A 24,059-nucleotide genomic window follows, 5' to 3' on the forward strand; every position below is an offset into this window, starting at 1 on the left:
CAACTCCAATTATTTAGGGATTAGCATAATATTAATTAGATTGGTCGATTGAGCTTTTGCTCTCGGCCAGTTAAAGGAAGAGAGCAATGAAAAGAGCATTTATTTTAGTCTTAGACTCATTTGGTATCGGTGCAACCGCTGATGCGAAAGATTTTGGTGATGTGGGTTCTGACACCCTAGGTCACATCGCAGAACAGTGTGACAAAGGTTTGGCTGACAACGCAGACCGTAGCGGCGCACTTAAGTTACCTAACCTATCTAAGCTAGGCCTAGCGATGGCGCACAAAGAGTCAACAGGCAGCTTTGCTCCTGGCCTTGACGCTGACGCTGAAATCATCGGTGCATACGGCCATGCGGCTGAGCTTTCTTCTGGTAAAGATACTCCATCTGGCCACTGGGAAATTGCAGGCGTGCCTGTACTGTTTGATTGGGGCTACTTTACTGATAAAGCAAACAGCTTCCCGAAAGAGCTAACAGACCGCATTCTTGAGCGTGCAGGTCTAGACGGCTTCCTAGGTAACTGTCACGCGTCAGGTACACAGGTTCTTGATGATCTGGGTGAAGAGCACATGAAGACTGGCCAACCCATCTTCTATACGTCTGCTGACTCTGTATTCCAAATTGCATGTCATGAAGAAACATTTGGCTTAGACCGTCTTCTAGAGCTGTGCCAAATCGCACGTGAAGAGCTTGAAGAGTACAACATTGGCCGTGTTATCGCTCGTCCATTCATCGGTCCAGGTAAAGGCCAGTTTGAACGTACCGGTAACCGCCGTGACCTATCAGTTGAGCCACCTTCAGCAACGATTCTTCAGAAGCTAGTTGATGAGAAGGGCGGTGAAGTTCACTCAATCGGTAAGATCTCTGATATTTATGCTGGCTGTGGTATCACTAAAAAGACCAAAGCAACGGGCATTCCAGCTCTATTTGAAGCAACCAAAGAAGCAATCAAAGAAGCGGGTGACAATACTATCGTATTCACTAACTTCGTTGATTTCGATTCAGCTTACGGCCACCGTCGTGACGTAGCTGGTTATGCAGCAGCGCTAGAGTACTTTGACGGTCGTATCCATGAAGTAATGGAGTTGATGGAAGAAGATGACCTGTTAATTCTTACCGCTGACCACGGTTGTGATCCTACATGGCCGGGTACTGATCACACACGTGAACATATCCCTGTCATTGTCTACGGGAAAAAAGTGCCAGCAGGTTCACTGGGTCGTCGTGATAGCTTTGCTGATATCGGCCAAACCTTGGCGAGTTACTTTGGTACCTCTCCTATGGAATACGGGAAGAATTTCCTGTAATTACAAATAGTTTGATTTAAATAGAGGGCTTGTCCCTCTATTCTTTTGTTTATTGCTAACTTACTCCGATTAAGAAAAGGAAATTGAATCATGGCAACTCCACATATCAACGCAGAAATGGGTGCATTTGCAGATGTTGTTCTTATGCCGGGCGATCCATTGCGAGCAAAATACATCGCAGAGACCTTCCTAGAGGACGTAGTACAGGTGTGCGATGTACGTAACATGTATGGTTTCACTGGTACATACAAAGGTCGTAAGGTGTCTGTTATGGGCCACGGTATGGGTATTCCGTCATGTTCAATCTACGCGACTGAACTAATCAAAGATTTTGGTGTTAAGAAAATTATCCGAGTGGGTAGCTGTGGTGCGGTAAGTGAAGATATCAAAGTTCGCGATGTTGTGATTGGTATGGGCGCGTGTACTGACTCTAAAGTGAACCGTATTCGCTTTAAAGGCCACGACTTTGCAGCGATTGCAGACTACAAGATGGTGCGTGCAGCAGAAGATGCAGCGAAAGCACGTGGTATTGAAGTTAAAGTTGGCAACCTATTCTCAGCAGAGCTGTTCTACACGCCGGATCCAGAAATGTTCGACGTCATGGACAAGTACGGCATCGTCGGTGTTGAAATGGAAGCGGCAGGCATCTACGGCGTCTGTGCGGAATATGGTGCGAAAGCTCTGACTATCTGTACGGTTTCAGACCACATAAAAACAGGTGAGCAAACCACTTCAGATGAGCGTCAAACCACGTTTAACGACATGATGATCATTGCCTTAGATTCTGTATTGCTTGGTGACGCAGAATAACTAAAGAAAATTAAAAAAGCCTCAGCAATTGCTGAGGCTTTTTTATATCAGTTAGACATTTTTGAGTAGGAGGTTTTCCCCTTTGTTTCGAGGTTTTCTGCGTAGGACAAACGCTAGTAGTAACCCGCCGATAAAACTCATTCCAACCATTGAATACATGTAACGATCGCTTTTGCGATAGTAATGATCCGAAAACGCTGTGACTTTTCCTGTTTCAAAAGTAATGCGGACAAAGCCAATAATACTGCTGTCATGTAAGATCGGTTCAACCAGTTGTTGACGGCCAATTCGTGCTGTTTCTAGTGGCGTATCAAGCCCTAAGATCTCTCGTACCGATTTTGATGTGTCACTTGCAGCTAGGCGTACCCCTTCAGAGTCGTAGATCGCGGCATCAAACACCAAATTATCTTTCGCTAGCTGGTTGGTGAGTTTCAGCAGACGCTCTTGATCTTGTTGAATGATCATCTCGCTAGCGGACAATGACGCTTGAGAGATCAGCACCTTGGTTAATGTTTCTAGCTGATTCGCTTGAATTTGCTCATTACCTTTGGTGATCTTGACGCTGTTGACACCAATCACTCCGACCATTGCGATCAGCGATAGAATGGCTAACACCCTCAAAGCCATGCGAAATGAAAATAAAGAAGTATCCATAACAGTCCTATACGGAATATTCATACTATAGAGAATATTGAGACTTGCGTTTGTAAATTGCAATAGGGTAAGTTGTTGGGAGTTTAAATAAGGATTTAATTACATGGAAACGTTGAAGACATTCTCTATTCGTCGTCAAACTACTTTACTTAATCGCCTTCCTGAAACCCGTTTTGCTACCCAGTTTGATAAAGCAAAAGCGAGTTGGATTATCTACGGTGAATTCTTGTCACCACAGCACTTTGAAGACATCGACTTCTTCGTTGGTGACTATACTCCTGTTGTGGATGTATGGGCAGTAGGAAAATATGAAGTTGCGCTTATGGGCGTAGAGCTAACTCAAGAGCATGAATCAATTCTTCAAGCACTGGAGCTGGACTATGCGCGTTTAACAGAGGTGCCAGATTTATCTAAGCCCGGTTTGATCGTCATGGACATGGACTCAACAGCCATTCAGATCGAGTGTATTGATGAAATTGCTAAGCTCGCAGGCGTTGGTGAAGAAGTCTCTGAAGTGACTGAACGAGCGATGCAAGGAGAGCTCGACTTTGAGCAAAGTTTACGCCAGCGTGTTGGAAAGTTAGCTGGGGCGGATGAAAGTATCCTCGAGTCGGTTCGTGCAGAATTACCTCTGATGCCAGATTTAAAAGAGCTGGTGGCGACGCTACATCAATTTGGATGGAAAACAGCGATCGCGTCAGGCGGCTTTACCTACTTCTCTGATCATCTCAAGTCCTTGCTCGACTTAGATCATGCTCAGTCTAATCAACTGGAAATTATCGACGGTAAGCTCACCGGACGTGTATTGGGAGAGGTGGTTTCAGCACAGACTAAAGCTGACATTTTAGTTCAGCTTGCAGAGCAATATGACGTAGAAGTTCACAACACTATTGCTGTTGGTGATGGTGCAAATGATCTGGTCATGATGGAAGCGGCTGGATTAGGCGTTGCGTATCATGCAAAACCTAAAGTTGAAGCGCAGGCACAGGTTGCAGTGCGCTATGCTGGACTTGGCGGGGTATTGTGTGTCTTATCTGCCATGTTAGCCAAACAGAAGAAATTAAGCTGGAAACCAACACCTTAAATAGAAAGCGAGGCATAAGTCCTCGCTTTTTTATTTGGTCAGTTCGAGTCGAATAAGTACTTCTTCGGTGATATCAATCAGCTCGCCATAGCCAACAATGGTGGCTATTTCTTTCTCTAAGCTTCTTGCCTGATGCATGCTGATCTGGGTTAATTCTTCAATGTCTTTTCGTAACAAGGCGGTGATGGGTTCAAAAACTGGCGCACCACAAATTCGTAGCGCATAAAAGTCGCCCATCGCCTGTGCCTTTTTAATAAAGCTAATTCGCTCTTTGATTGACTCAAAATCACTGGCAAGTTTGGTCTCCAACGATTGAATTCGTGTGCCAAATTTTAGCGCGGAAAGGTACAGTTCGTGATATTGAGGTTCCGCCCCTTCGATACGCTTCATTGGCGTTGCAAGTAGGGTATTGGTACGTCCTTTATAGATGGGCTCAACGGAGAAGCTTTGCTCTTGTCCCAGCTTGGCAAGCAGGGCAAGGTGAGGTAGGAGTGGGTAGTTCACTCCAATAATACTAGGACTTAAGTTCCCCCCTTTTTTCTCGAAAAACAGTGGCGTACTGACCATTTTGTCGAGCAAGATATTATGCAATCCTTCAAGTAACTCATTACTAGGCAACAGCTCTTTCTTCGCATTGAGTTTCTCTTTATTGTGGTCGATTAAGGCACCAAAAAATGCGATGGTTTTGTTCGTATGGCTGTCTTCGTGAATCGCTAATTGAAGTTGTTTCCCACCCGGGCTGATCCGTATCACTTTATAAGGGACGGCATCCAAAGGTAGTGACTTGTCATACAATTGAAGTTCACGGAAATTGACGAAACAGTTTTCTCCCGCTTTGAGCTTACTTGGCTCTGCCAACGCAACACTGCAGCCATGTTTAGATATATCAACGGTGACGCCAGCATTTTGCTGGTTAGAATAAGTTAATGTTAATGGGGAGCGGAACTGATAGCGTGGCTCTCTACGTCGTGACTTTGCATCAAAGTAGAGACAGGCAGGCTGCGAAGTCGATTGACGTGAGTGGATGAATTGATTAAGTGTGTTTGTTGGTAACCTAGGTTTTTCGGTCAGAATGTAGTCTCTACCCATGGATGAGTCAGAGATCTCTTGCAAGAAACCACAATGTGTCAATTCATCATTGTTTAGCTGAAGCTCAGATGTGTGAGGGGCAAGCTGGGTTTTGTCTTCCTCAGACAGTTCAAAAACAGATAAGCGAAAGGCTTTCCAACAACTTTTTTTTGCTCCAACATGCCAAAACAACTGACGAATTTCTCGTGAAGCTTCAGGCATCATCATGGAGAAAAATAGTTTCTTATTTTGATGCTCATGGGTGAAGGAGTAGAGCACATTATTGCTGCCTCTAAGGCCCGGCATTGTTAAGTGCTTCATTCTTTCTTTATGAAATAAACTGCTTAAAGTCTGTTGGTTACGTTCATCGTGCCAGTACTGCCATATTGGCTTGTTGTTCTCTGTCATGAGCACCAACTTCAACTCATTGCCACTAAAAAAGACAGGTAAATTGCAAGTGTGCTTTAGGTAGGCGTGCTCGTAGCCTCTTGTTCTAGCTCGGATGATTTTGTCTTGATTATCGTGTCGAGCTTTAAGCGAATCCGATTGAAGGTTTTCTTGAATCACTTGTTCAATGACGTTGGTCTCTGTTAGCCTCAATACGCGCAAAAACTTTACGGCATCATTCTCATAAGACTCATCAATGCCCACAATGCGGTATTGAAGCGGTGCCGCAATCTCGTAAATCTCAGAATGTTTTGCCAGCTCAACATAGGTGACTTCAATCACTTCGCCGAGTTTATAGTCAAATGCAGTCGGAACTTTGAAACGAGCACCAGAAGGGGAAACATCAACCGTTACGGCATGTACGAGTTGATCTCGAGGGAGCATGATTTCAATTTGAGAAGAGAGTTTAAGCCGGTTTTCTCGCCGCTTTAAATCGTAGCCGAGTGTGATGGGTTCAACTTCAAACTGATGGTCTTCGTTACTTAGACCTTTGTTTTTCAGTTTTCCTCGTTGTTGCATTACGCGGAAGTTGTTTCGAGTATTGCATAACGCTTCCCACACACCTTCGGTGTAACCACCAAACTTGCGTGTATTTTTGTGATAGGCATTAAAGGCGACATCATCCAGCCAGTGTTTGATCCCATCTAATTCGTATTCACGGCATTCGCCTTGGACTCGGCCGCGCAGATCTATACTCTTCGAGCATGGTGCCATGACTCGATTCAACTCCATTTTTACCAGAATTTTGACAGACGGCGCTTCACCTTCCGTCATTTGTGATAAAACGAAATTAAAATCATCAGAGTTGTAGGCTGGAATTAGTCTTTCCGCCAATGAGAGTATTTCAGATTGCTGCATACATTTCTGTTAGAGTATTCCATACCTAATCATATCGACCTTGATATAAAGATCTTTAGTGATATGTTACGGCTAATCAAGTCAAAATGACGATGAATAACCCGTTTATTGTCACAAGTAAATAAATTTGAGGACTCATGGCAAAAGCAAAACGAGCCTACGTATGTAATGACTGTGGTGCAGACTTCCCTCGTTGGCAAGGACAATGTAATGCATGTGGTAGCTGGAATACGATCAGTGAAGTCAGGTTAGCGGCTTCACCCGCCGCTGCAAGAAATGAACGTTTGACAGGTTATGCCGGAAATAGTGGTGAGACTCAGGTTCAAACATTGTCTGAGATCGATCTACAAGATGTGCCTCGTTTTAGCAGTGGTTTTAAGGAGCTTGATCGTGTGCTGGGGGGCGGAGTGGTCCCAGGAGCGGCTATTTTGATTGGTGGTAATCCAGGTGCGGGTAAATCGACATTATTGCTGCAAACTATGTGCGTGTTATCGTCTCAGATGCCAACGTTATACGTTACAGGTGAAGAGTCGTTACAACAAGTTGCGATGAGGGCTTCAAGACTCGGTCTGCCGAAAGAGCATTTAAAAATGCTATCAGAAACCAACGTCGATCGTATTTGCCAAGTCGCAGAAAAAGAGCAGCCTAAGATCATGGTCATTGATTCGATTCAGGTTATGCATGTCTCAGATGTTCAATCGTCTCCCGGTAGTGTGGCTCAAGTCCGCGAGTCTGCAACGGCGTTAACTCGTTATGCTAAGCAAAACAATGTCGCAGTATTCATCGTGGGCCACGTGACCAAAGATGGCACACTTGCAGGTCCAAAAGTGTTAGAACACATTATTGACTGTTCGGTGTTGCTAGATGGCGGTACCGACAGTCGATTCCGCACCTTACGTAGCCATAAAAACCGTTTTGGTGCGGTTAATGAGCTTGGCGTATTTGCAATGACAGGACAAGGACTGCGAGAAGTGAGCAATCCGTCGGCGATTTTTCTTTCAAGAGGGGAAGAGGATACCGCTGGTAGTTCAGTTATGGTTGTTTGGGAAGGTACCCGGCCTTTATTGGTTGAAATTCAAGCTTTGGTCGATTATTCCCAACTTGCAAATCCACGCCGTGTTGCGGTTGGTTTAGAGCAGAACCGCTTATCGTTGTTGCTTGCCGTCTTACATAAACATGGTGGGTTACAAATGGCTGACCAAGACGTGTTTGTTAATGTTGTTGGCGGTGTGAAGGTCACTGAAACCAGTGCGGATTTAGCACTATTAATGGCCTTGATTTCTAGCTTCCGTGACCGACCATTGCCGAAAGATGTTGTGGTCTTTGGCGAGATAGGATTGGCGGGGGAAATCCGCCCCGTACCGAGTGGGCAAGAGCGCCTCAACGAAGCATTTAAGCATGGCTTTAAACGTGCCATTGTTCCAGCGGCCAATATGCCAAAAGGTGGTATCGCAGGAATGCAAATCTTTGGCGTGAAAAACCTTTCTGAAGCTATTGAGCATTTTGATGATTTGTAATGATAGTATAATTAATAAGACGCAAGTTTTTGCATAATTGATAAGACATTACGTATATAAGGATATATTCGTGAAAATTTATGCAATGTTGCTGCTTTGGATGTGTGCCACTTTTAGTTGGGCACATCCAGAAACAACCGTTGAAACGAGCCAGTCTGTTCAGTGGTATCAAGGAGGTAAGTGGCAAGCAGGCTCGTCATTACGTCATCACTTGTATTCGTTAAAGCCAAAGGACGAGTTTTCTCTCACCGGAGGTAAGCAAGTTAGCTTTTTTCGCTTTACCGTTCGTCAACCTCAGCGATTTGTCATCGACTTTCGTAATTCAACTTTGATTGGGCACTTCCAGCATGTTCTGTTTGATGGAGGTGAGCAGTCCATCCAAGTTTTTACGGGAGGAATTCTTGAACAAGAAGCCAATCCGTATTTTCTCCGCCATGGTCGAGTGGTAGATCTTATCCCAGGGGATTACTCCTTACTTACTTTCCAGCAGTCACAGTTTAATATTGCCCCGCCAACGCCTTTTATTATGCCGGAAGCAGAATATATTCAAGAGATTAAGGTCGGAAACAGCATCACTCTATTAGGGCTAGGTATTTTTGCTAGTCTATTTTTTTACTATTTGGTGCTATCTATTACCCGGCGCTCTCGTGTTGATCTGGCATACGCTCTGTTTATTCTTGGGAACCTTCTATTCAATGCCACATCGTTACTATTCTTAAGTGATGTGCTGGGTGCTACATGGTTCACTGGTGCGAGCTGGCCGATCTTGCTATCGAACATTGCTTATGTGGTTTTTGTTCTTGCATTGCTGGGTATTACTCGTTTGCAGCACCCTTGGTTATGGTGGAGTGGCTTTGCGATTGTTGCATTGTTTAGCGCTTTTTTTATCGTATCGTTTTTCTTGCCAAATTTTCAAAATGAGTTCAATCGGTTGGGGGTCGCCATTTTCTTGTGCTTTGGTTTGTGCAGTGGTTTGGTTCTCAGTTGGCAAAAGAACATTGTTGCAAGGTGGTATTTGCTAGCGAATCTCGGCTTTTTTATTCTAGCGATGATAGCGATTTCACAAGAGCAAATTGCTGGTGTGACAACGATTTATATGTCTCATATTGGGTTGGTTGCGGTTGCTTGTGAGGTGCTTTTGTTGTCTTGTGTGGTGGCATATCAGATGACTCGAATTGAACATGAGCGCCATGAAGCGTTGCAGCGTTCCGAGTTACATTTGCAATTGGCCCATCGTGATCCTTTAACTCAATTGCCAAATCGATATGCGATGGAAGAACGGTTACAAACGGCATCAGAGTCAGAGTCATTCATCTATATTGATTTGGACGGATTGAAGCAATGCAATGATTGTTATGGTCATAAGGTAGGTGACAAACTTTTGGTTTCGTTTGCTTCCCACTTAGCTAAGGCGTTACCGAAAGAAGCGATGCTTTTTAGGATTTCAGGTGACGAATTTGGCTTGTTTTACGCTACGGCGATACAAGGTCATGTAGAACACGCGCTCATTAGTGTTGAAACGAAATTGAAAAAAGAGTTTTCCTCGTTTTGTGGTATCAGCTATGGCATCGCTGAGTTTAGTCAGTACATGAATTATCACGATACGGTGCAACAAGCTGATGAAAGAATGTACATCAATAAAAGAAAAAGGAAAGCAGCCAACGGTTGAAAGTAGGGCAATATAAAAAGAGGGAGCTTTCGCTCCCTCTTTTTATGGTGATTAGAAAGTATTGATACCCAATGCTTGGATTTCAAAACCATCACTTCTCAGTAGGTGAGATTCAAGTTGAGACTCACTTAAGTTGTGCTTGTCTTGCATTGTTACGCGGTGAGTTTTATCGGCAAAGCGAATCGCAGTTAGGCGACAGCCTTGGTACTCTTTGCCAAACTGAACATTAAGCGTACGGTTGGTACGAAGTAGTTGCTCGTTGCTTTCGTAACCTGGTAGCAACTCATCATATTCACCGATATCAGCGACCGCTAGCCATGAGCTTTCAATCTCGCCATTACGTAGACATTTTAGCTGAACTTTTGTGACACCTTGCTCTGGGTAATCAGCAAATGTTCTGTTGTAACCACCACCAGTGAATTCACGAACAAAGAGAGATTTACCTTGAACTGGACAGTTTAGTTTCACTGTTGTTGCACCTGCACGGCCCACAGAGTAGAAGGTTGAAGAGTCTTCTGCACCTGTCATGTTTTCTGGGCGGTAACGTGTTTGGTCTGCTTCCGTACGAACACCTTCTTTGTTGATACGAACGTAGGCATGACGGCTGCCTTCTGGAGCTTCTTCTTTTCCATAAACGATAGTTTGAAGTGCTTCATCAACATTACATGACAAAACATTTGTGTCCGGTTCTGGATTGATCAGACACTCTTTTAGGTTCTGGCTGTATGGTTCATACAAGCTTTCACATAGTTCGATATGGATATCAGTCAGGTCTTGATCATCACTTGGCTGTACTTTTAGTGAGTTAAGTAGTGGCCCATATGAGTTCGCTTTATCATTCGCACGAACCGTGATTGGTGTGAAGAATCGGTCAGCAACGAACTCAACTGTTGCTTTGTTAAAGCCGTTGTTTTGCTGTGTACGAGTTAAAGGCAGGTCAATACGATGTGCATCCACATTATCTTCAGGTAGAGACTGACCATTGACTTTGATTGTCTCTAATTGATCCGATTTTACGTTAACAATGAGTTTGTCTTGAGTGCGATCGTAACCATAAATGCGTTTGGCATAGTCAAGATCGAATGTATAACGTACCCCTGGAGTGGTTGGAATAAAAGTTCGTACGCGGACAGAAGATGGGTTACCACGTTTATCCAGTTGATACCATCGACCATAAGGACTAGCGTACGGATTGTCGCTGTCTTTGATCTTAATGTAGTTTCCGCAGTGGTATAGATCAGAATCTAACTCTGCGACATTCATGTGGTATGGGTAAGGACCGTAAATAGATGCTTTGCCCACCTCCAATTTTGCTTTACAGGTACTATATGGTCCATTAAAAGCTTGGCGAACTTCTTTGACTGACAGAGTGTCACTCCATTGCCACTCTAGTAGATCGCGAAGTGTACGTTCAGCCCAGCGAACATCAAATAGAATGCGGTTATTCGGGGTGTATGCTAATTTTTCTTCAATGGATAAAGCACTATCATCGTAGCGATATGGGACTGGAGCAATCAGTCCCCAACCGTGTTGACGGTAACCACTAAAATCTTGCTCAAAAGTTTGATTGGTATCGTCCGCGATAGCCCAGCAGCTTGCTAACCCAAGAAAGGTTGCAGGTAATAGTTTCTGTAACATTAAGTCATTCCTTTTTTAGTATGAACTAATAAACAAACTGATGTTGTATGTTTCTTTTTTGTTGTTCGGACTAAAGGGTAATGGCATCTCTTGTGATGATAAATTGACACAGTCAATATAATGTTATTATTCTCATCAATGAGATGGTTTGGGAGTAAAAATCATAGACTTAGGACATGAGGTACGACCAGAACAGCCAAAAAAAGGGGAGCGTAGCCCCCCTTTGTTATGCATTGAAGTTAATGGATACTTAGTGCTTGAATTTCAAAACCATCACTTCTTAATAGATGTGATTGCAGTTGAGACTCTGACAACTTATGGTCATCCTGCATTGTGACTTTATGTGTTTTGTCCGCAAAACGAATTGCTGTTAATCGGCAACCTTGGTATTCATCTCCGAACTTAACATTTAGCGTACGGTTTGTTCGTAGAAGCTGTTCGTTGTTTTCGTAGTTGCTGATCAGTTCGTCAACTTCACCGATATCTGCAATGGCATGCCATTTGATTTCAACTTCTTCATTTCGTAGACACATCATTCGAACTTTGGTTTCTCCTTGTTCAGGGTAGTCAGCAAATGTTCTGTTTTGAGGGCCACCGGTAAACTCACGAACATAGAGAGATTTGCCTTTTATTGGGCAGTTCATTAATACAGTTGTTACGCCAGAGCGACCTACAGAATAAAAGGTGTTAGAGTTTTCAGGCCCTGTCATACCTTTTGGATGGTAGCGGCTAAAGTCGAACTCAGTGCGAATGCCTTCATCAGTAACACGTACGTAAGGAATTTGAGTTCCAACTGAAGGTGTTGCGTTCTCACCGTATACAATGGTTTCTAACGCTTCATCAACATTACATGAGAAAACATCTCCACCATCTTCAACTTCAGTTAAGCATCGTTGTAGCTGTGGACTGTATGGTTCATACAAATTCTCACAAAGCTCAACATGAACATCTGTCACATCTTGCTTCTTACTTGCTTTCACTTTCAGTGCATTGAGAATAGGACCATACGAGTTTGGATTATCGTTAGCGCGAATGATAATTGGTGTAAAAAAGTTGTTTGCCACAAAAGTCATTTTAGCGTTGTTAAAGCCGCTATAATGATGTGAAGTGTTTAATGGAAGCTTGATAGTCTGTAGGTCGATATTCTGACTACTTAAGCTCGCATTGTTAACTTTGGCACCTTCAATCGTTGCGGTGTTAATGGATACGTATAAATCTTTTTGAGATTTGTCATACCCATTCACTCGCTTCGCGTAATCCAACGAAAAGTCATATCGAATGCCCGGAGTTGTCGGAATAAACGTACGAATTTGAATTGACGAAGGGTTACCGCGCTTATCAATAGAATACCAGTTTTGTTTGATCTTAATGCGATTACCACAGTCAGCCAGATCAGAATCTAACTCAGCAACTTTTTGATTATGGGGATAAGGACCATAGATTGAAGCTGCGCCAACTTCGAGCTTTGCTGTACAAGTACTGTGTGAAGCACCGAACGCTTTTAAAATGTCACGGCTTGTTAGTGAACTTCCCCATTGATTGTCTAACATATTGCGGAATGTACTAGCACTCCAGCGTACATCAAAGAGAATTTGATTATTTGGCGTATAAGCAAGTTTCTCAGAGGTACTTAAATGTTGTTTGTTGTAATCAAAAGGAACAGGAGTAATTAACTGCCAGTTAGACTTATAACCATTAAAGTCTTGAGTGTAGATTTTATGGTGCTCACTTGCGATAGCTCCGTTGCTGGCAGCAGCAATAATGGTTAAAGGTAATATTTTACGTAACATTAAGTTATTCCTTAATTTTATGTTTAGGGAATAAGCTTACGTTTTATGTTGCTATGTTGTTGTTGGTGGGTAGATTAATCGGATAATACTTAAGAATAAATCACCAATATCAATAAGATGTAACTTTCTCATATGTGAGATGTGTAATCGTCTCTTATTTGATTTAATGCTCGGTTAGGAAAGCAGAAAAGTCGAATTGGTAGGTAGTATATAGAGGGAAGGAATTTTTTTTTATCCAACAGCACGCAAGGGTATCAGTCTTGACAGATTGTGGTATACTCTGCGCGCACTTTATACCTTATTAACAGAGTAAGACAATGACTGATTTATCAAAATACAGAAACATTGGTATTTTTGCTCACGTAGACGCGGGTAAAACTACCTCTACAGAGCGTATCCTTAAGCTAACTGGTAAGATCCACAAGATCGGTGATACTCACGATGGTTCAACTACTACTGACTTCATGGAGCAGGAAGCTGAGCGTGGTATTACTATCCAGTCTGCAGCAACAACTTGTTTCTGGAACGATCACCGTCTAAACATCATCGATACTCCTGGACACGTTGACTTCACAATCGAAGTTTACCGTTCTCTAAAAGTACTTGACGGTGGTATCGGTGTATTCTGTGGTTCTGGTGGTGTTGAACCTCAGTCAGAAACTAACTGGCGTTACGCTGACGAATCTGGCGTATCACGTCTGATTTTCGTTAACAAACTAGACCGTATGGGCGCTGACTTCTACAAAGTTGTAGACCAAGTACAAAACGTTCTAGCAGCAACTCCGCTAGTAATGACTCTACCTATCGGTATCGAAGAAGATTTCGTAGGTGTTGTTGACGTACTAAGCCAAAAAGCTTACGTATGGGATGAGTCTGGTCAGCCAGAGAACTACGAAGTTCAAGACATCCCTGCAGACATGGTAGACAAAGCGGCAGAATACCGTGAAATGCTAATCGAAACTGCAGTTGAGCAAGACGACGACCTAATGATGGCTTACATGGATGGCGAAGAGCCTTCTCTAGAAGACATCAAACGTTGTATCCGTAAAGGTACTCGTGACCTAGCGTTCTTCCCAACTTACTGTGGTTCAGCGTACAAGAACAAAGGTATCCAACTTATTCTTGACGCGGTAGTAGATTACCTACCATCTCCAACAGAAGTTAACCCTCAGCCTCTAACTAATCCAGAGACTGGTGAACCAACAGGTGAAGTTGCAACTGTATCTGCAGACGAGCCACTAAAAGCGCTTGCGTTCAAGATCATGGATGACCGCTTCGGTGCTCTAACGTTCATCCGTGTTTACTCAGGTAAGATGAAGAAGGGTGATACTGTTCTTAACTCTGCTACTGGTAAAACTGAGCGTATCGGCCGTATGGTTGAGATGCACGCAGACGAGCGTAACGAGATCGATTCAGCACAAGCTGGTGACATCATCGCTGTTGTTGGTATGAAGAACGTTCAAACTGGTCATACTCTATGTGATCCTAAGCACGAATGTACTCTAGAACCAATGATCTTCCCAGATCCAGTTATCTCTATTGCTGTTAAGCCTAAAGATAAAGGCGGTTCTGAGAAAATGGGTATCGCGATCGGTAAAATGGTTGCAGAAGATCCATCATTCCAGGTTGAAACTGATGAAGATTCAGGTGAAACAATCCTGAAAGGTATGGGTGAACTTCACCTAGACATCAAAGTAGACATCCTGAAGCGTACTTACGGCGTTGAGCTAGAAGTAGGTGCTCCACAGGTAGCTTACCGTGAAACTATCACTCAACCAGTTGAAGATAGCTACACGCACAAGAAGCAGTCTGGTGGTTCTGGTCAGTTCGGTAAGATCGATTACCGTATCAAGCCAGGTGAAGCAAACTCTGGTTTCACGTTCTCTTCAACAGTTGTTGGTGGTAACGTACCTAAAGAATTCTGGCCTGCAGTAGAGAAAGGCTTTGCGTCAATGATGGAAAACGGTGTTCTAGCTGGCTTCCCAACTCTAGACGTAGAAGTTGAACTATTCGACGGTGGCTTCCACGCAGTTGACTCTTCAGCAATCGCGTTCGAAATCGCTGCGAAAGGCGCATTCCGTCAGTCTATGCCTAAAGCTGGTCCACAACTTCTTGAGCCAATCATGAAAGTTGACGTGTTCACTCCAGAAGATCACGTTGGTGATGTAATCGGTGACCTTAACCGTCGTCGTGGTATGATCAAAGACCAACAAGCTGGTACTACTGGCGTACGTATCAAGGGTGATGTACCTCTATCAGAAATGTTCGGTTACATCGGCTCTCTACGTACAATGACTTCTGGTCGTGGTCAGTTCTCTATGGAGTTCTCTCACTACGCACCATGTCCAGCAAACGTAGCTGAAGAAGTTATTGCTAAAGCTAAAGAAGAGAAAAAATAATTCTCTGATTTAGTTTGCTAGCTTAAAAGCCCCTGAAGTTTACTTCAGGGGCTTTTTTATATTCTGGCGATCTTCTTTAAACGAATTATTTGTTGCAATGTATTCGTATTTATAGCGCTGATTGTGACTCAGAGATTTCTTGGTGTAACCAATTGGCGAAAGTTTGAATACGATTTCTTCGAGGTGATTCTTCATCATAGAACAGGTTAAACTGAATACCAGGTGTCAGCCCGATATTGAATGGTTTGACAAGTAGGCCTCGCTCAACATAGTCATTGGCAAGTGAATCTGACGCAAGACAAGCTCCGTGTCCAGCCATGACTGCATTCATCGCATGATCAAAGGTACTGACGTCCATCCATTGTACTCTCTCTTTATCCATTATAATGCCGGCTTCTGCAAACCAACTCTGCCATGGGTAACCACCGGATTCATAATGTATTAACCAGGATTTAAGTAGCTGTTCTGGTTGCGTTAGGTTAATTGTGTTGGCGAAGTGGGGGGAACAAAATGGGTAAATGCTTTCTTCAAACAAGAACTCTTTATGCAGTTTTTTCTCGTTGTCAGTGTCTAACTCTTCTCCTTGCCAAATTGCGAGATCGGCCGCTCCCTGTCTGAGGTTAGGGGCGTCACAGCTGGTAATGATACGAATAGGGATCGCTGGATATTGGGTCGAAAATTTCCAGAGCCGAGGTAGTAACCAACGAGAAGCAAATGAAGGAGTGGAGCTGACACAAAGTAGCCCATCGATGGGTTCATCTTGAATTTGGTTAAGTCCGGTAATGATGTGACTGAAGCCTTGTGATACGTGTTTGAACAGGTTTTTACCTTGTTCCGTTAAGCGCATTTCGCGCCCTTCACGCACAAACAGTTTGCAGCCAAGGCCTTCTTCAAGTTGGCGAATTTTCTGGCTGATAGCTGCTTGACTAAGGCAAAGTTCTTCTGCCGCACGACTATAACTGTTGAGCCTTGCTGCGACTTCAAAATAACGTAAGCCATTTAGATGATGCAACCTTGCATCCATGGGTACTTCCTATACTCGATGTTATTGCTTTTATGCATCTTAATCGCTTCAAGTGAAAAAGCCAAAGAAGGGAGTAGGCTCTTCTTTGGCTTAACGTCTTTTCTATTGAGGCTGAAGGGTGCGGTTAGCGCTTACTCTTCCCAGACGACTAGTTGATCTTTGGGCCAATTGTGTCCGATATCATGATATTTCTGCTCTAATATGTGGCGTTTGATTTTTAATGTCGGTGTCAGAATGCCGTTTTCAATACTCCACGGATCTTTAATCATCAGTACGCCTTTAATCTGCTCATGAGATTCCAGTTCAGCGTTCATGCGAGCAATGACTTTGTTGGTGGTTCGTTCATAGCGCTTGCGATCAAAATTGGGAAAATCATGAGGGACGACCAGTAAAATGGGAGCGGGTAGTCCCAATCCAATAAGGCACATCATTTCTACCCGACTGTATTCAAATAGCTTTTTCTCGATAGGCACTGGAGCAACAAATTTCCCTTTAGCTGTTTTAAAGGTGTCTTTTTTACGTCCTTGAATAGTCAGGTAGCCATCAGAATCGATAACACCAATATCACCTGTATGAAGCCAACCCTCTTGATCGAATGATTCTTGAGTGGCGATATCGTTTTTGTAATAGCCCGAGAATAAGCCGTTACTCCGAACCATGATTTCATCGTCATCTGCTATTTTTAGTTCTATTCCAGGGCCTGCATTACCAACGCTACCAATCTTGTCTGCTCGGAATGGGTAATTCAGTGTGCTGTAAGCGAAAGACTCAGTCATTCCCCAAGCTTCGGTAATATTAAGGCCAACACTGTGGTACCAATCGAGCAAAGCTGGAGAAACTGGAGCTGAACCACAACCGAGTACGCGAGCTTTGTTTAATCCAAGACCATCAGCTAATTTCTTTTTAATCAAATTATTAATGAATGGGATCTTCAGCAGAATATTCAATTTCTTTTGAGGCAATTTATCTTGAATACGCTGCTGGAATAAGGTCCACAGGCGAGGAACTGAAATAAAGAGTGTCGGCCGCTGCATCTTCACATCTTCAATGAAAGTATCAAGCGATTCTGGAAATGCCGTTTGTACGCCACCCATGATGGATGAACCAAAGATATAAACGCGTTCAGTAATGTGCGCCAAAGGAAGGTAGGAGAACAAGCGATCATTTTTCTCGATGCCAATATGTTGAATCAGTTTATCGACAGACCAACTAAAAGCACCGTAAGTTAGCATAGCTCCTTTTGGTAGCCCAGATGTGCCGGAGGTATAAACCAAGGACATTAACTTATCATCGTAGTGCTCCGGACGTTCTATGCTAGCTTCTGCCTCTTTGATGAGCTCGCTATATTGATGTTGACACTCTGGAGCACTGTCATAAGGCAAGGCGATGCTAATGAGTTCGGGTAGATTAGCAAGAACTTGGTTTGTTGCCGCTGAGTCATCAAGCTTTCCGCCAATTAAGACCTTACTTTCACTATGTGTTAAGCAGTACTCAATCGTGTCTGCGCCTGCCGTTGGGAAAACGGGGACACTGACATAATCCCCCAACATCATAGCAAGGTCGCAAATAAACCACTCTGCACAGTTTTTGGAAATCAAAGCGACTCGATCGCCCGGTTGCACACCTAAGTTACGTAGTACAGTGACGAGGCGTAAAGCTTGGTCTGCAACTTCGGCATAGGTAAATTCAACAAATTGTCGGTTGATAATTTGCTTAAGATAAACCTCGTTTGGGCGTTCCTCGGCCCATTTCAAGATCATTTCATTCGGTGGTGGGAGAGCACAGGTTGGTTTGCTTAACTCGTTAGGTTGAATCATTCTCTAACTCCGTGTTATTGGCAAAATTTATTTTGTAGTAGTTATGTTAAGATCTTGTTAACTCTAGCATGTTGTCTTAATAACTTAAAAGATAATTTGTAAGGAAGTGGAGGAGAGAGCGAATAATGAACTCCTTTTAGAGTAGGTTGGTCGCGTTTATTCGCTCTTAACATATTGAAATGATATGTGAGATTTATGGTGTTAATGCAATTGGCGATAGATGGCTGGTGTTAAGCCTGTCTTTTTCTTAAATATGCGGGAAAAATAGGAAACGTCTTTGTATCCACATTGAAAGGCAATAAAAGCAATTTTTGTTTTTCGATCTTCAACGAGCAGCTGTTTTGCTAAAGAAATTCTTTTACTAATGAGATAGTCTCGAAAACTCATCCCCACTGATTTGTGAAATAGTTTGGAAAAATAAGTAACAGAATAATGGCAATAGTCAGCAATATCCTCTTCTCTTATAGTTTTTTCTAAGTTTTGTTCTATATATCTTAAAATTTCAATGATGTCTTTATTGATTGAGTGTTGCTCAAAGAGAGACTTATCTTTATGTATATCAATAATATTTTTTGAGTTTTTAAAATGGAAATAAACGTCTCGGCTCATATTTTCTATCCAATCGTTATACTTCCCATTTTCAATATCAAAGTGGTTATAAACGACCTCCAGATCGAGGATTTCTTTAGCAATTTGGCCTTTATGAATAACAATGAGTTTTTTATTTAGGTTCTGACATATCTTGACCGCAGTAATCAGCAGAGGGTGGTTAGTGTGCGGCTCAAAAAAGAAAAAACAAAACTGAGTGTCTGCTTCACTTAACACTGAAACATCATGACCATTTTCTACAATGTGGAAGTACTTTTCGATTTGAAACATCATGTCTCTTGGGACAAATGAAATGGACTTTCCTATCCAATATCCCTTGTGCAGTACATTCATTTTTTTTTTACATTCCATTGTTCTGATTAAAAGGGCTAATGCTTAAAGACTAGAACATGGAGTTTTGACTGCAAATACGAATACCGATTGCGGTTTAGTTTTGTTGTTAATTCGACCTCAGTTTAGGGATAGAAAAGCACTTACGTGATATTAATCACATGTACTGTTCCGTATAAATATGTCAAGTTTCATTAATGAGACTTTTGTTTAATTTATTTGAGCGAAGGCGTGGTGAATTATATTTTGTACTTTTATCTCTATTAATCAGTTTGTTAGGATTTATTAGTGCAAGTGGGTTCTTATAAGGTTGGATGTGAGTTAATTAACAGTATTGTCATTAAATAATTCTAATTAGATTAAAAACTCCATAATTTGATGGCAAAAAAGTGCCAAATATTGGCAATAAAATCCTAACAATTAAGTTAATAAGTCTCTAAATTAATAGTTAAGCAATGACGCTGCATTGCATTATCTGGAAGGAGACCAAGAGATGGATAATTTAGTAAAAAACGTGAAAGCTTTCATGCAGGACGAAGAAGGGTTGACCGTTGTTGAGTACGTTGTCGGTGCAGGGCTACTGGTGGCAGCATTAGCTGCTGTATTTAGCCAGTGGGGAGCGACTATTTCTGCAGAGCTTGCTACCGTTTTTTCGACTAGTTGATAAACGTTCAAATAAAGAATCCCATGCAAAAGTTCTATACTTGCATGGGATTGTTTTATTTTAGGGCTAGCAGAATGATGGTTTTAATTCACCAATTCTTCAGCGATGAAGAAGGTTTAAGTGTTGTTGAATATGTCATTAGTGCGGCGTTGCTAGTGGTGGTATTAGCTGGTGTCTTTTCCGCTTGGCAAGATACATTAATTCAGGAGGTTAGCGCCTTGTTTAATTAATTTATGCACTAGACTTTAAGTTCAATAGTTCACTAAAAGGGACGGTGCATGAGCTTTGCCTATGGCGGATGGTTGATCTTAATTTTAATTGCGGTGTTTGATGCTAGAGAGCATCGCATTCCTAATTTACTTGTCGCTACGTTGATTATTTTCTGCTTGTTTCAGCAATGGGTTATGACCCATGAACTTTATTCTGTTCTGATTACGCTCGGCTGCGGCATCACGTTATTTGTATTGGGACTAGTCCTCTATTTTGCTCGGGTTATGGCTCCTGGTGATGTGAAATTACTCGCTGGGATTGGGTGTTTCCTTGGGTGGGAACAGCTACAGTCAGGCTTATATTGGATTGCCATTGCAAGCGTTGTTGTCGGTTTATTTTATGCGAGTCTTCACCTAGCGATGCAACCAGAGTCATTACGCCAACTCCTCGGTCGCTATCAAACTTACCTCTATCTAAACAAAAGTGCTATTCGAGCTCCGCAAGTATCGAGATCTTCTTCTAAACTTAGAATGCCGTTCGCTCCAATTGTCGTAATCGGACTGGCTCTGAATAACTATTTAGGATGACAAGGAGTCACCATGGCTATTACTTCGAGGGAAAGCCATCATCGATGCAAGTTAACACCACAGGCTGAAGCTCCTAAAGTACCGACGTCATTCGACGAGTTGTTGGTGCCTAAAGTTGTGTTAGAAAACTTGTTAATTAAGCAATTAGCCGCCTATCCAAAATCAGACATTTTAGAACTGACCCGTTTAATGGCGATTAATAGCCATATGATTGAAGATCTTATTGCTAATCTAAGAAAAAAATCCCTTGTTGAAGTTTTTCAAGCTGAGTCATCGGGTTTCAATAGCCAAAGTAGTGGCCATGTGCGTTATGGTTTGTCTGAAACTGGGATGACAGAAGCAGATATCGCCTTTGCAAAAGATGCTTATTTAGGGCCGGCACCTGTCTCGCTCAAGCAATATGATGCCATGGTTAAAGCTCAGGATGTGCGAGCAAAAGTCGTTACCAAAGACGATGTCACTTCAGCTTTAAGTGAAGTGTATGGTGCTGAGCGCATGATTTCTGTCTTAGGGCCAGCGATTAACTCTGGTAGAGCCTTGCTGCTTTATGGCGACGCAGGGACAGGGAAAACCTTCGTTGCAACACGAATTCTTGATTCTCTTAATACCTCAGTTTATATCCCGTATGCAGTCTATGCTGCGGGAAACATTATTAAGGTTTTTTCTCCGCAACACCATAAAAAAGTTGCGACGGATGATGAACGAAGTCTGCTGTACAAAGAGCAGTTTGACCGCCGTTGGGCTTTATGTGAAAGACCTAGTATCCAAGTTGGTGGTGAGCTGACAATGGATATGCTTGAGGTGAATCATACGGAGCATAACCGCGTCTGGATGGCACCACTGCAAATGATGGCCAATAACGGTATTTTCATTATTGATGACCTTGGACGCCAACCCATGCCTGTCGCGACGTTACTTAACCGTTGGATAGTGCCAATGGAGTATTTCTTTGACCATTTATCTCTCCCTAATGGCCAGCAAATCACCATTCCCTTTATTTTAACACTCGCTTTTTCAACGAACTTAGATCCGGAAAAGATCAGTGATCCAGCCTTCCTCAGACGGCTTGGTTACAAGATCCAGTTCTATCCATTAAAAGAACATGAATATAAGGCGCTGTGGGAAAAACTTGCTCAGGGCCGTGAACTAAATCTAGAACACTCGACATTCGAACAATTATTTGACTTACACCGTCAGCACAATGTTGGTTTTTATCCTTGTTTGCCTAAAGACATTGTTGGGATCAGTCGTGACATCATTGCATTTGAAGAAGTTCCTCCGATGATCACGCCAGACATTTTAAGTAGAGCATGGGAAGTCTATTTTACTGCTGATGGTAAAGGAGGAGGCGCCCGATGAGCAGAAACCAAGTCATATTACTCTTCTTATTGTCCATTATTTTTGGCTTAGGGGCGGTATTTTTTGCCAAACAATGGATGGATCGGCAAATGCAACCCCAAACGGAAGTAGAAGTGGTTGAACGAGAGCCTGTTGTGGTTGCGGTACAGGAAATTACCGCAGGAAGTGTGATTGAAGAGCAGCACTTAACCACCAAGCTGCTTGAAGTCGATTGGCGAAGTGAAGAGCAGTTTAGCAATGTTGATGAATTATTGGGACAAGTAGTGGCTACGACCATATTTGCTGGTGAGATAGTCACATTGCCACGTTTATCGACACCAGGAGAAGGCTCTACATTGGCGGCTCTTATCCCTGAAAATAAACGCGCGGTGACCATACGAGTTAATGATGTGATTGGGGTCGCGGGCTTTTTGTTACCGGGCAATCGTGTGGATGTTCTAAACACGATTAAATACAGCGATACGTCAGCGAATACGATCACTGTTTTGAAAGATATTAAGGTCCTTGCTGTTGATCAAACGGCAAAAACAAAAGAGAACAAGCCAGTTATTGTTCGAGCGGTCACGCTCGAAGTTTCCCCCAAGCAAGCTGAACGGTTATTAACGGCGAGAAGCCGAGGTGAAATTCAGCTTACGTTACGTAATCCATATGAAGAAGAAAAAGTGGTTAAGCGGTACGTGGCACCTAGTGTGACCATTATAAAAGGTACCCAGTCTTCTAACATCAAAGTCAAGGACTGAGGTGAGCTATGACAAGAATAATCACCCTTATTACGTTGTTTCTGTTTTCTGTTTTTTATGTTCATGCAGCGACTCAAACTGGGCAAGTGGTTACGGTGCCACACCATAAATCGACCCACGTGACCCTTTCAGCCAAAGCAAAACGGGTTTCATTGGGCGATTCGGAAGTCCTCGATATTGTGATGCTTAAATCCAACGAACTTTTTCTGATTGGTAAAAAGTTAGGCTCGACAAACTTGATGGCATGGAACAGTCGAGGCGAGTTGATTGAATCGATAAATATTCAGGTAACTCATGATCTTAATAGCTTGAAAGCGAAGCTGTATGAGTTTTTGCCAGATGAGTCTATTCAAGTTCATAGCGCGCAAAATCGATTGATCCTCAGTGGGCAAGTCAGTAGTCAGGCCAATATGACCAAAGCGCTTCGCGTTGCTGAAACCTATGCATCAGGGCAAACGGCAGATGCAACCAAAGAGTCGCTCAGTGTGCAAGTAGAGCAAACTGGCGTGATAAACCTGATGACCATCGGTGGTGCTCAACAAGTGATGTTGGAAGTCACCGTTGCAGAGGTTCAGCGCAGCTTAGTTCGTCGATTTGATGCGAACTTTCACTTCTTTGAGCTCAATGGGAAATTCTCGTGGGGAGGAACATCTGCAGGGGGCATTATTGATGATGTCGATGGTATTGTTGCGCCGATTTTCAATGCGCCTGCAATTGAAGGTACTGGCTTATTAGGCACCTTCATTGACAGTGACACCTTGTTCACATTTGCTCTCGATATCGCGAAACAAAATGGTTCAGCAAAAGTACTGGCAGAGCCTAATTTGACCGCATTAAGTGGCTCTAAAGCGGAGTTTTTGGCCGGAGGAGAATTTCCGATTCCTGTGCCAGATCGGGATGGTATTTCCATTGAATACAAAGAATACGGTGTAGGCCTTAAATTCATTCCGACCATATTAAGTGATAAGAAAATTAACCTCAACTTGGCTGTTGATGTCAGTGAAATCGCTAACACCACGTCATTGACATTAAATCCGGGTAACACCAATGGGACGTATGTTATTCCTCCTATTACACGCCGTAGCGCTTCTTCCACATTGGAATTAGCAGACGGTCAAACCATTGGAATTGCTGGGCTACTAAGTGAAAACGTTCGTGACGTCGTGAGCGAGATGCCCGGCTTCAGTGATATTCCGGTATTAGGCCAGCTGTTTAACAGCCAAGAGTTTGTTTCTGGTGAGACTGAATTAGTCATACTGGTAACCCCACGTTTAGCTCGTCCGATCGATCGCAGCCGCGTAACGTTACCCACCGATGCTTATGTTGAACCCACTGACGTGGAGTATTACTTGTTGGGTCGAGGCTCGAGAATAATAACGGATGATTCCATGAGCAAACCCGTTTCTAAAGCAGAGCCGGGCGCATTTATTGAGCACTCAAAAGGCGGCACTGAAGGCTCATTCGGGCACAGCTTATAG

The 24,059-nt window shown here is 43.0% G+C and carries 19 protein-coding genes; 12 read left to right on the forward strand and 7 right to left on the reverse strand.

Annotation, left to right across the window (positions count from 1 at the left end):
- The first annotated feature begins 86 nt into the window (after positions 1–86).
- Together ACQEXU_RS05010 and deoD are read left to right on the forward strand one after the other, a co-directional pair.
- Positions 87–1,307, forward strand: a complete 1,221-nt coding sequence (locus ACQEXU_RS05010; protein WP_427009920.1) for a phosphopentomutase — start codon at positions 87–89, stop codon at positions 1,305–1,307.
- Between the two features lie 90 nt (positions 1,308–1,397).
- On the forward strand, positions 1,398–2,117 hold the full coding sequence (gene deoD / locus ACQEXU_RS05015) for a purine-nucleoside phosphorylase (protein ID WP_005473519.1): 720 nt from the start codon (positions 1,398–1,400) through the stop codon (positions 2,115–2,117).
- A gap of 51 nt (positions 2,118–2,168) precedes the next feature.
- On the opposite strand, the gene ACQEXU_RS05020 is transcribed toward deoD, so the two are convergent.
- Entirely contained in the window at positions 2,169–2,771 is a 603-nt protein-coding gene (locus ACQEXU_RS05020; RefSeq protein ID WP_427009921.1) for a YtjB family periplasmic protein, read from the reverse strand.
- A 103-nt stretch (positions 2,772–2,874) separates the two neighbouring features.
- Between ACQEXU_RS05020 and serB the strand changes: the two genes are divergently transcribed.
- Entirely contained in the window at positions 2,875–3,855 is a 981-nt protein-coding gene (gene serB, locus ACQEXU_RS05025; RefSeq protein WP_367987194.1) for a phosphoserine phosphatase, read from the forward strand.
- Between the two features lie 30 nt (positions 3,856–3,885).
- Here the strand turns inward: serB and ACQEXU_RS05030 are convergent, their stop codons facing one another.
- Positions 3,886–6,228, reverse strand: a complete 2,343-nt coding sequence (locus tag ACQEXU_RS05030) for a PilZ domain-containing protein (RefSeq protein WP_367987193.1) — start codon at positions 6,226–6,228, stop codon at positions 3,886–3,888.
- 137 nt (positions 6,229–6,365) lie between these two features.
- Here ACQEXU_RS05030 and radA point away from each other — a divergent pair, with 137 nt between their 5' ends.
- Together radA and ACQEXU_RS05040 are read left to right on the forward strand one after the other, a co-directional pair.
- Positions 6,366–7,745 carry a DNA repair protein RadA gene (gene radA / locus ACQEXU_RS05035; protein ID WP_427009922.1) on the forward strand — a complete coding sequence of 460 codons (1,380 nt, stop codon included), beginning with the start codon at positions 6,366–6,368 and terminating at the stop codon, positions 7,743–7,745.
- Between the two features lie 70 nt (positions 7,746–7,815).
- A complete protein-coding gene (locus tag ACQEXU_RS05040; RefSeq protein WP_427009923.1) occupies positions 7,816–9,414 on the forward strand; it encodes a diguanylate cyclase domain-containing protein in 1,599 nt (532 codons plus the stop codon).
- Positions 9,415–9,465: 51 nt separating this feature from the next.
- Here the strand turns inward: ACQEXU_RS05040 and ACQEXU_RS05045 are convergent, their stop codons facing one another.
- Together ACQEXU_RS05045 and ACQEXU_RS05050 are read right to left on the reverse strand one after the other, a co-directional pair.
- A complete protein-coding gene (locus ACQEXU_RS05045) occupies positions 9,466–11,052 on the reverse strand; it encodes a hypothetical protein (protein ID WP_427009924.1) in 1,587 nt (528 codons plus the stop codon).
- Positions 11,053–11,291: 239 nt separating this feature from the next.
- Positions 11,292–12,842: a hypothetical protein gene (locus ACQEXU_RS05050; protein ID WP_427009925.1), complete on the reverse strand. Its 1,551-nt coding sequence runs from the start codon at positions 12,840–12,842 to the stop codon at positions 11,292–11,294.
- A gap of 317 nt (positions 12,843–13,159) precedes the next feature.
- Between ACQEXU_RS05050 and fusA the strand changes: the two genes are divergently transcribed.
- A complete protein-coding gene (fusA, locus tag ACQEXU_RS05055) occupies positions 13,160–15,241 on the forward strand; it encodes an elongation factor G (protein WP_427009926.1) in 2,082 nt (693 codons plus the stop codon).
- 109 nt (positions 15,242–15,350) lie between these two features.
- On the opposite strand, the gene ACQEXU_RS05060 is transcribed toward fusA, so the two are convergent.
- The 3 genes from ACQEXU_RS05060 to ACQEXU_RS05070 all read right to left on the reverse strand — a co-directional run bounded on the left by ACQEXU_RS05060 (position 15,351) and on the right by ACQEXU_RS05070 (position 18,961).
- On the reverse strand, positions 15,351–16,265 hold the full coding sequence (locus ACQEXU_RS05060; protein WP_427009927.1) for a LysR substrate-binding domain-containing protein: 915 nt from the start codon (positions 16,263–16,265) through the stop codon (positions 15,351–15,353).
- 131 nt (positions 16,266–16,396) lie between these two features.
- Positions 16,397–18,082, reverse strand: a complete 1,686-nt coding sequence (locus ACQEXU_RS05065; RefSeq protein WP_427009928.1) for an AMP-binding protein — start codon at positions 18,080–18,082, stop codon at positions 16,397–16,399.
- A 201-nt stretch (positions 18,083–18,283) separates the two neighbouring features.
- On the reverse strand, positions 18,284–18,961 hold the full coding sequence (locus ACQEXU_RS05070) for a helix-turn-helix domain-containing protein (RefSeq protein WP_427009929.1): 678 nt from the start codon (positions 18,959–18,961) through the stop codon (positions 18,284–18,286).
- A gap of 553 nt (positions 18,962–19,514) precedes the next feature.
- Here ACQEXU_RS05070 and ACQEXU_RS05075 point away from each other — a divergent pair.
- From ACQEXU_RS05075 to ACQEXU_RS05100, 6 genes are all read left to right on the forward strand, one after another.
- On the forward strand, positions 19,515–19,685 hold the full coding sequence (locus ACQEXU_RS05075) for a Flp family type IVb pilin (RefSeq protein WP_427009930.1): 171 nt from the start codon (positions 19,515–19,517) through the stop codon (positions 19,683–19,685).
- Between the two features lie 74 nt (positions 19,686–19,759).
- Positions 19,760–19,915 carry a Flp family type IVb pilin gene (locus tag ACQEXU_RS05080; RefSeq protein WP_427009931.1) on the forward strand — a complete coding sequence of 52 codons (156 nt, stop codon included), beginning with the start codon at positions 19,760–19,762 and terminating at the stop codon, positions 19,913–19,915.
- Between the two features lie 48 nt (positions 19,916–19,963).
- Positions 19,964–20,482, forward strand: coding sequence for an A24 family peptidase (locus ACQEXU_RS05085; protein WP_427009932.1), 519 nt, complete (start codon positions 19,964–19,966; stop codon positions 20,480–20,482).
- A gap of 12 nt (positions 20,483–20,494) precedes the next feature.
- Positions 20,495–21,841, forward strand: a complete 1,347-nt coding sequence (locus ACQEXU_RS05090) for an AAA family ATPase (RefSeq protein ID WP_427009933.1) — start codon at positions 20,495–20,497, stop codon at positions 21,839–21,841.
- Complete coding sequence (gene cpaB, locus ACQEXU_RS05095) at positions 21,838–22,581, forward strand: Flp pilus assembly protein CpaB (protein ID WP_427009934.1); 744 nt, start codon at positions 21,838–21,840, stop codon at positions 22,579–22,581. Before ACQEXU_RS05090 ends, cpaB begins: the two co-directional genes overlap by 4 nt.
- Before the next feature lie 8 nt (positions 22,582–22,589).
- A complete protein-coding gene (locus ACQEXU_RS05100) occupies positions 22,590–24,059 on the forward strand; it encodes a type II and III secretion system protein family protein (RefSeq protein ID WP_427009935.1) in 1,470 nt (489 codons plus the stop codon).

Origin of the sequence: Vibrio sp. TRT 21S02 (assembly GCF_050113675.1) — a bacterium.
Lineage (GTDB): Bacteria > Pseudomonadota > Gammaproteobacteria > Enterobacterales > Vibrionaceae > Vibrio.

What these genes read in the sequence shown, in the direction of transcription:
- ACQEXU_RS05010 (WP_427009920.1), top strand. Translation starts at nt 87, where the DNA reads ATGAAAAGAGCATTTATTTTAGTCTTAGACTCATTTGGTATCGGTGCA.
- deoD (WP_005473519.1), top strand. Translation starts at nt 1,398, where the DNA reads ATGGCAACTCCACATATCAACGCAGAAATGGGTGCATTTGCAGATGTT.
- ACQEXU_RS05020 (WP_427009921.1), bottom strand. Translation starts at nt 2,771, where the DNA reads ATGGATACTTCTTTATTTTCATTTCGCATGGCTTTGAGGGTGTTAGCC.
- serB (WP_367987194.1), top strand. Translation starts at nt 2,875, where the DNA reads ATGGAAACGTTGAAGACATTCTCTATTCGTCGTCAAACTACTTTACTT.
- ACQEXU_RS05030 (WP_367987193.1), bottom strand. Translation starts at nt 6,228, where the DNA reads ATGCAGCAATCTGAAATACTCTCATTGGCGGAAAGACTAATTCCAGCC.
- radA (WP_427009922.1), top strand. Translation starts at nt 6,366, where the DNA reads ATGGCAAAAGCAAAACGAGCCTACGTATGTAATGACTGTGGTGCAGAC.
- ACQEXU_RS05045 (WP_427009924.1), bottom strand. Translation starts at nt 11,052, where the DNA reads ATGTTACAGAAACTATTACCTGCAACCTTTCTTGGGTTAGCAAGCTGC.
- ACQEXU_RS05050 (WP_427009925.1), bottom strand. Translation starts at nt 12,842, where the DNA reads ATGTTACGTAAAATATTACCTTTAACCATTATTGCTGCTGCCAGCAAC.
- fusA (WP_427009926.1), top strand. Translation starts at nt 13,160, where the DNA reads ATGACTGATTTATCAAAATACAGAAACATTGGTATTTTTGCTCACGTA.
- ACQEXU_RS05060 (WP_427009927.1), bottom strand. Translation starts at nt 16,265, where the DNA reads ATGGATGCAAGGTTGCATCATCTAAATGGCTTACGTTATTTTGAAGTC.
- ACQEXU_RS05065 (WP_427009928.1), bottom strand. Translation starts at nt 18,082, where the DNA reads ATGATTCAACCTAACGAGTTAAGCAAACCAACCTGTGCTCTCCCACCA.
- ACQEXU_RS05070 (WP_427009929.1), bottom strand. Translation starts at nt 18,961, where the DNA reads ATGTTTCAAATCGAAAAGTACTTCCACATTGTAGAAAATGGTCATGAT.
- ACQEXU_RS05075 (WP_427009930.1), top strand. Translation starts at nt 19,515, where the DNA reads ATGGATAATTTAGTAAAAAACGTGAAAGCTTTCATGCAGGACGAAGAA.
- ACQEXU_RS05080 (WP_427009931.1), top strand. Translation starts at nt 19,760, where the DNA reads ATGATGGTTTTAATTCACCAATTCTTCAGCGATGAAGAAGGTTTAAGT.
- ACQEXU_RS05085 (WP_427009932.1), top strand. Translation starts at nt 19,964, where the DNA reads ATGAGCTTTGCCTATGGCGGATGGTTGATCTTAATTTTAATTGCGGTG.
- ACQEXU_RS05090 (WP_427009933.1), top strand. Translation starts at nt 20,495, where the DNA reads ATGGCTATTACTTCGAGGGAAAGCCATCATCGATGCAAGTTAACACCA.
- cpaB (WP_427009934.1), top strand. Translation starts at nt 21,838, where the DNA reads ATGAGCAGAAACCAAGTCATATTACTCTTCTTATTGTCCATTATTTTT.
- ACQEXU_RS05100 (WP_427009935.1), top strand. Translation starts at nt 22,590, where the DNA reads ATGACAAGAATAATCACCCTTATTACGTTGTTTCTGTTTTCTGTTTTT.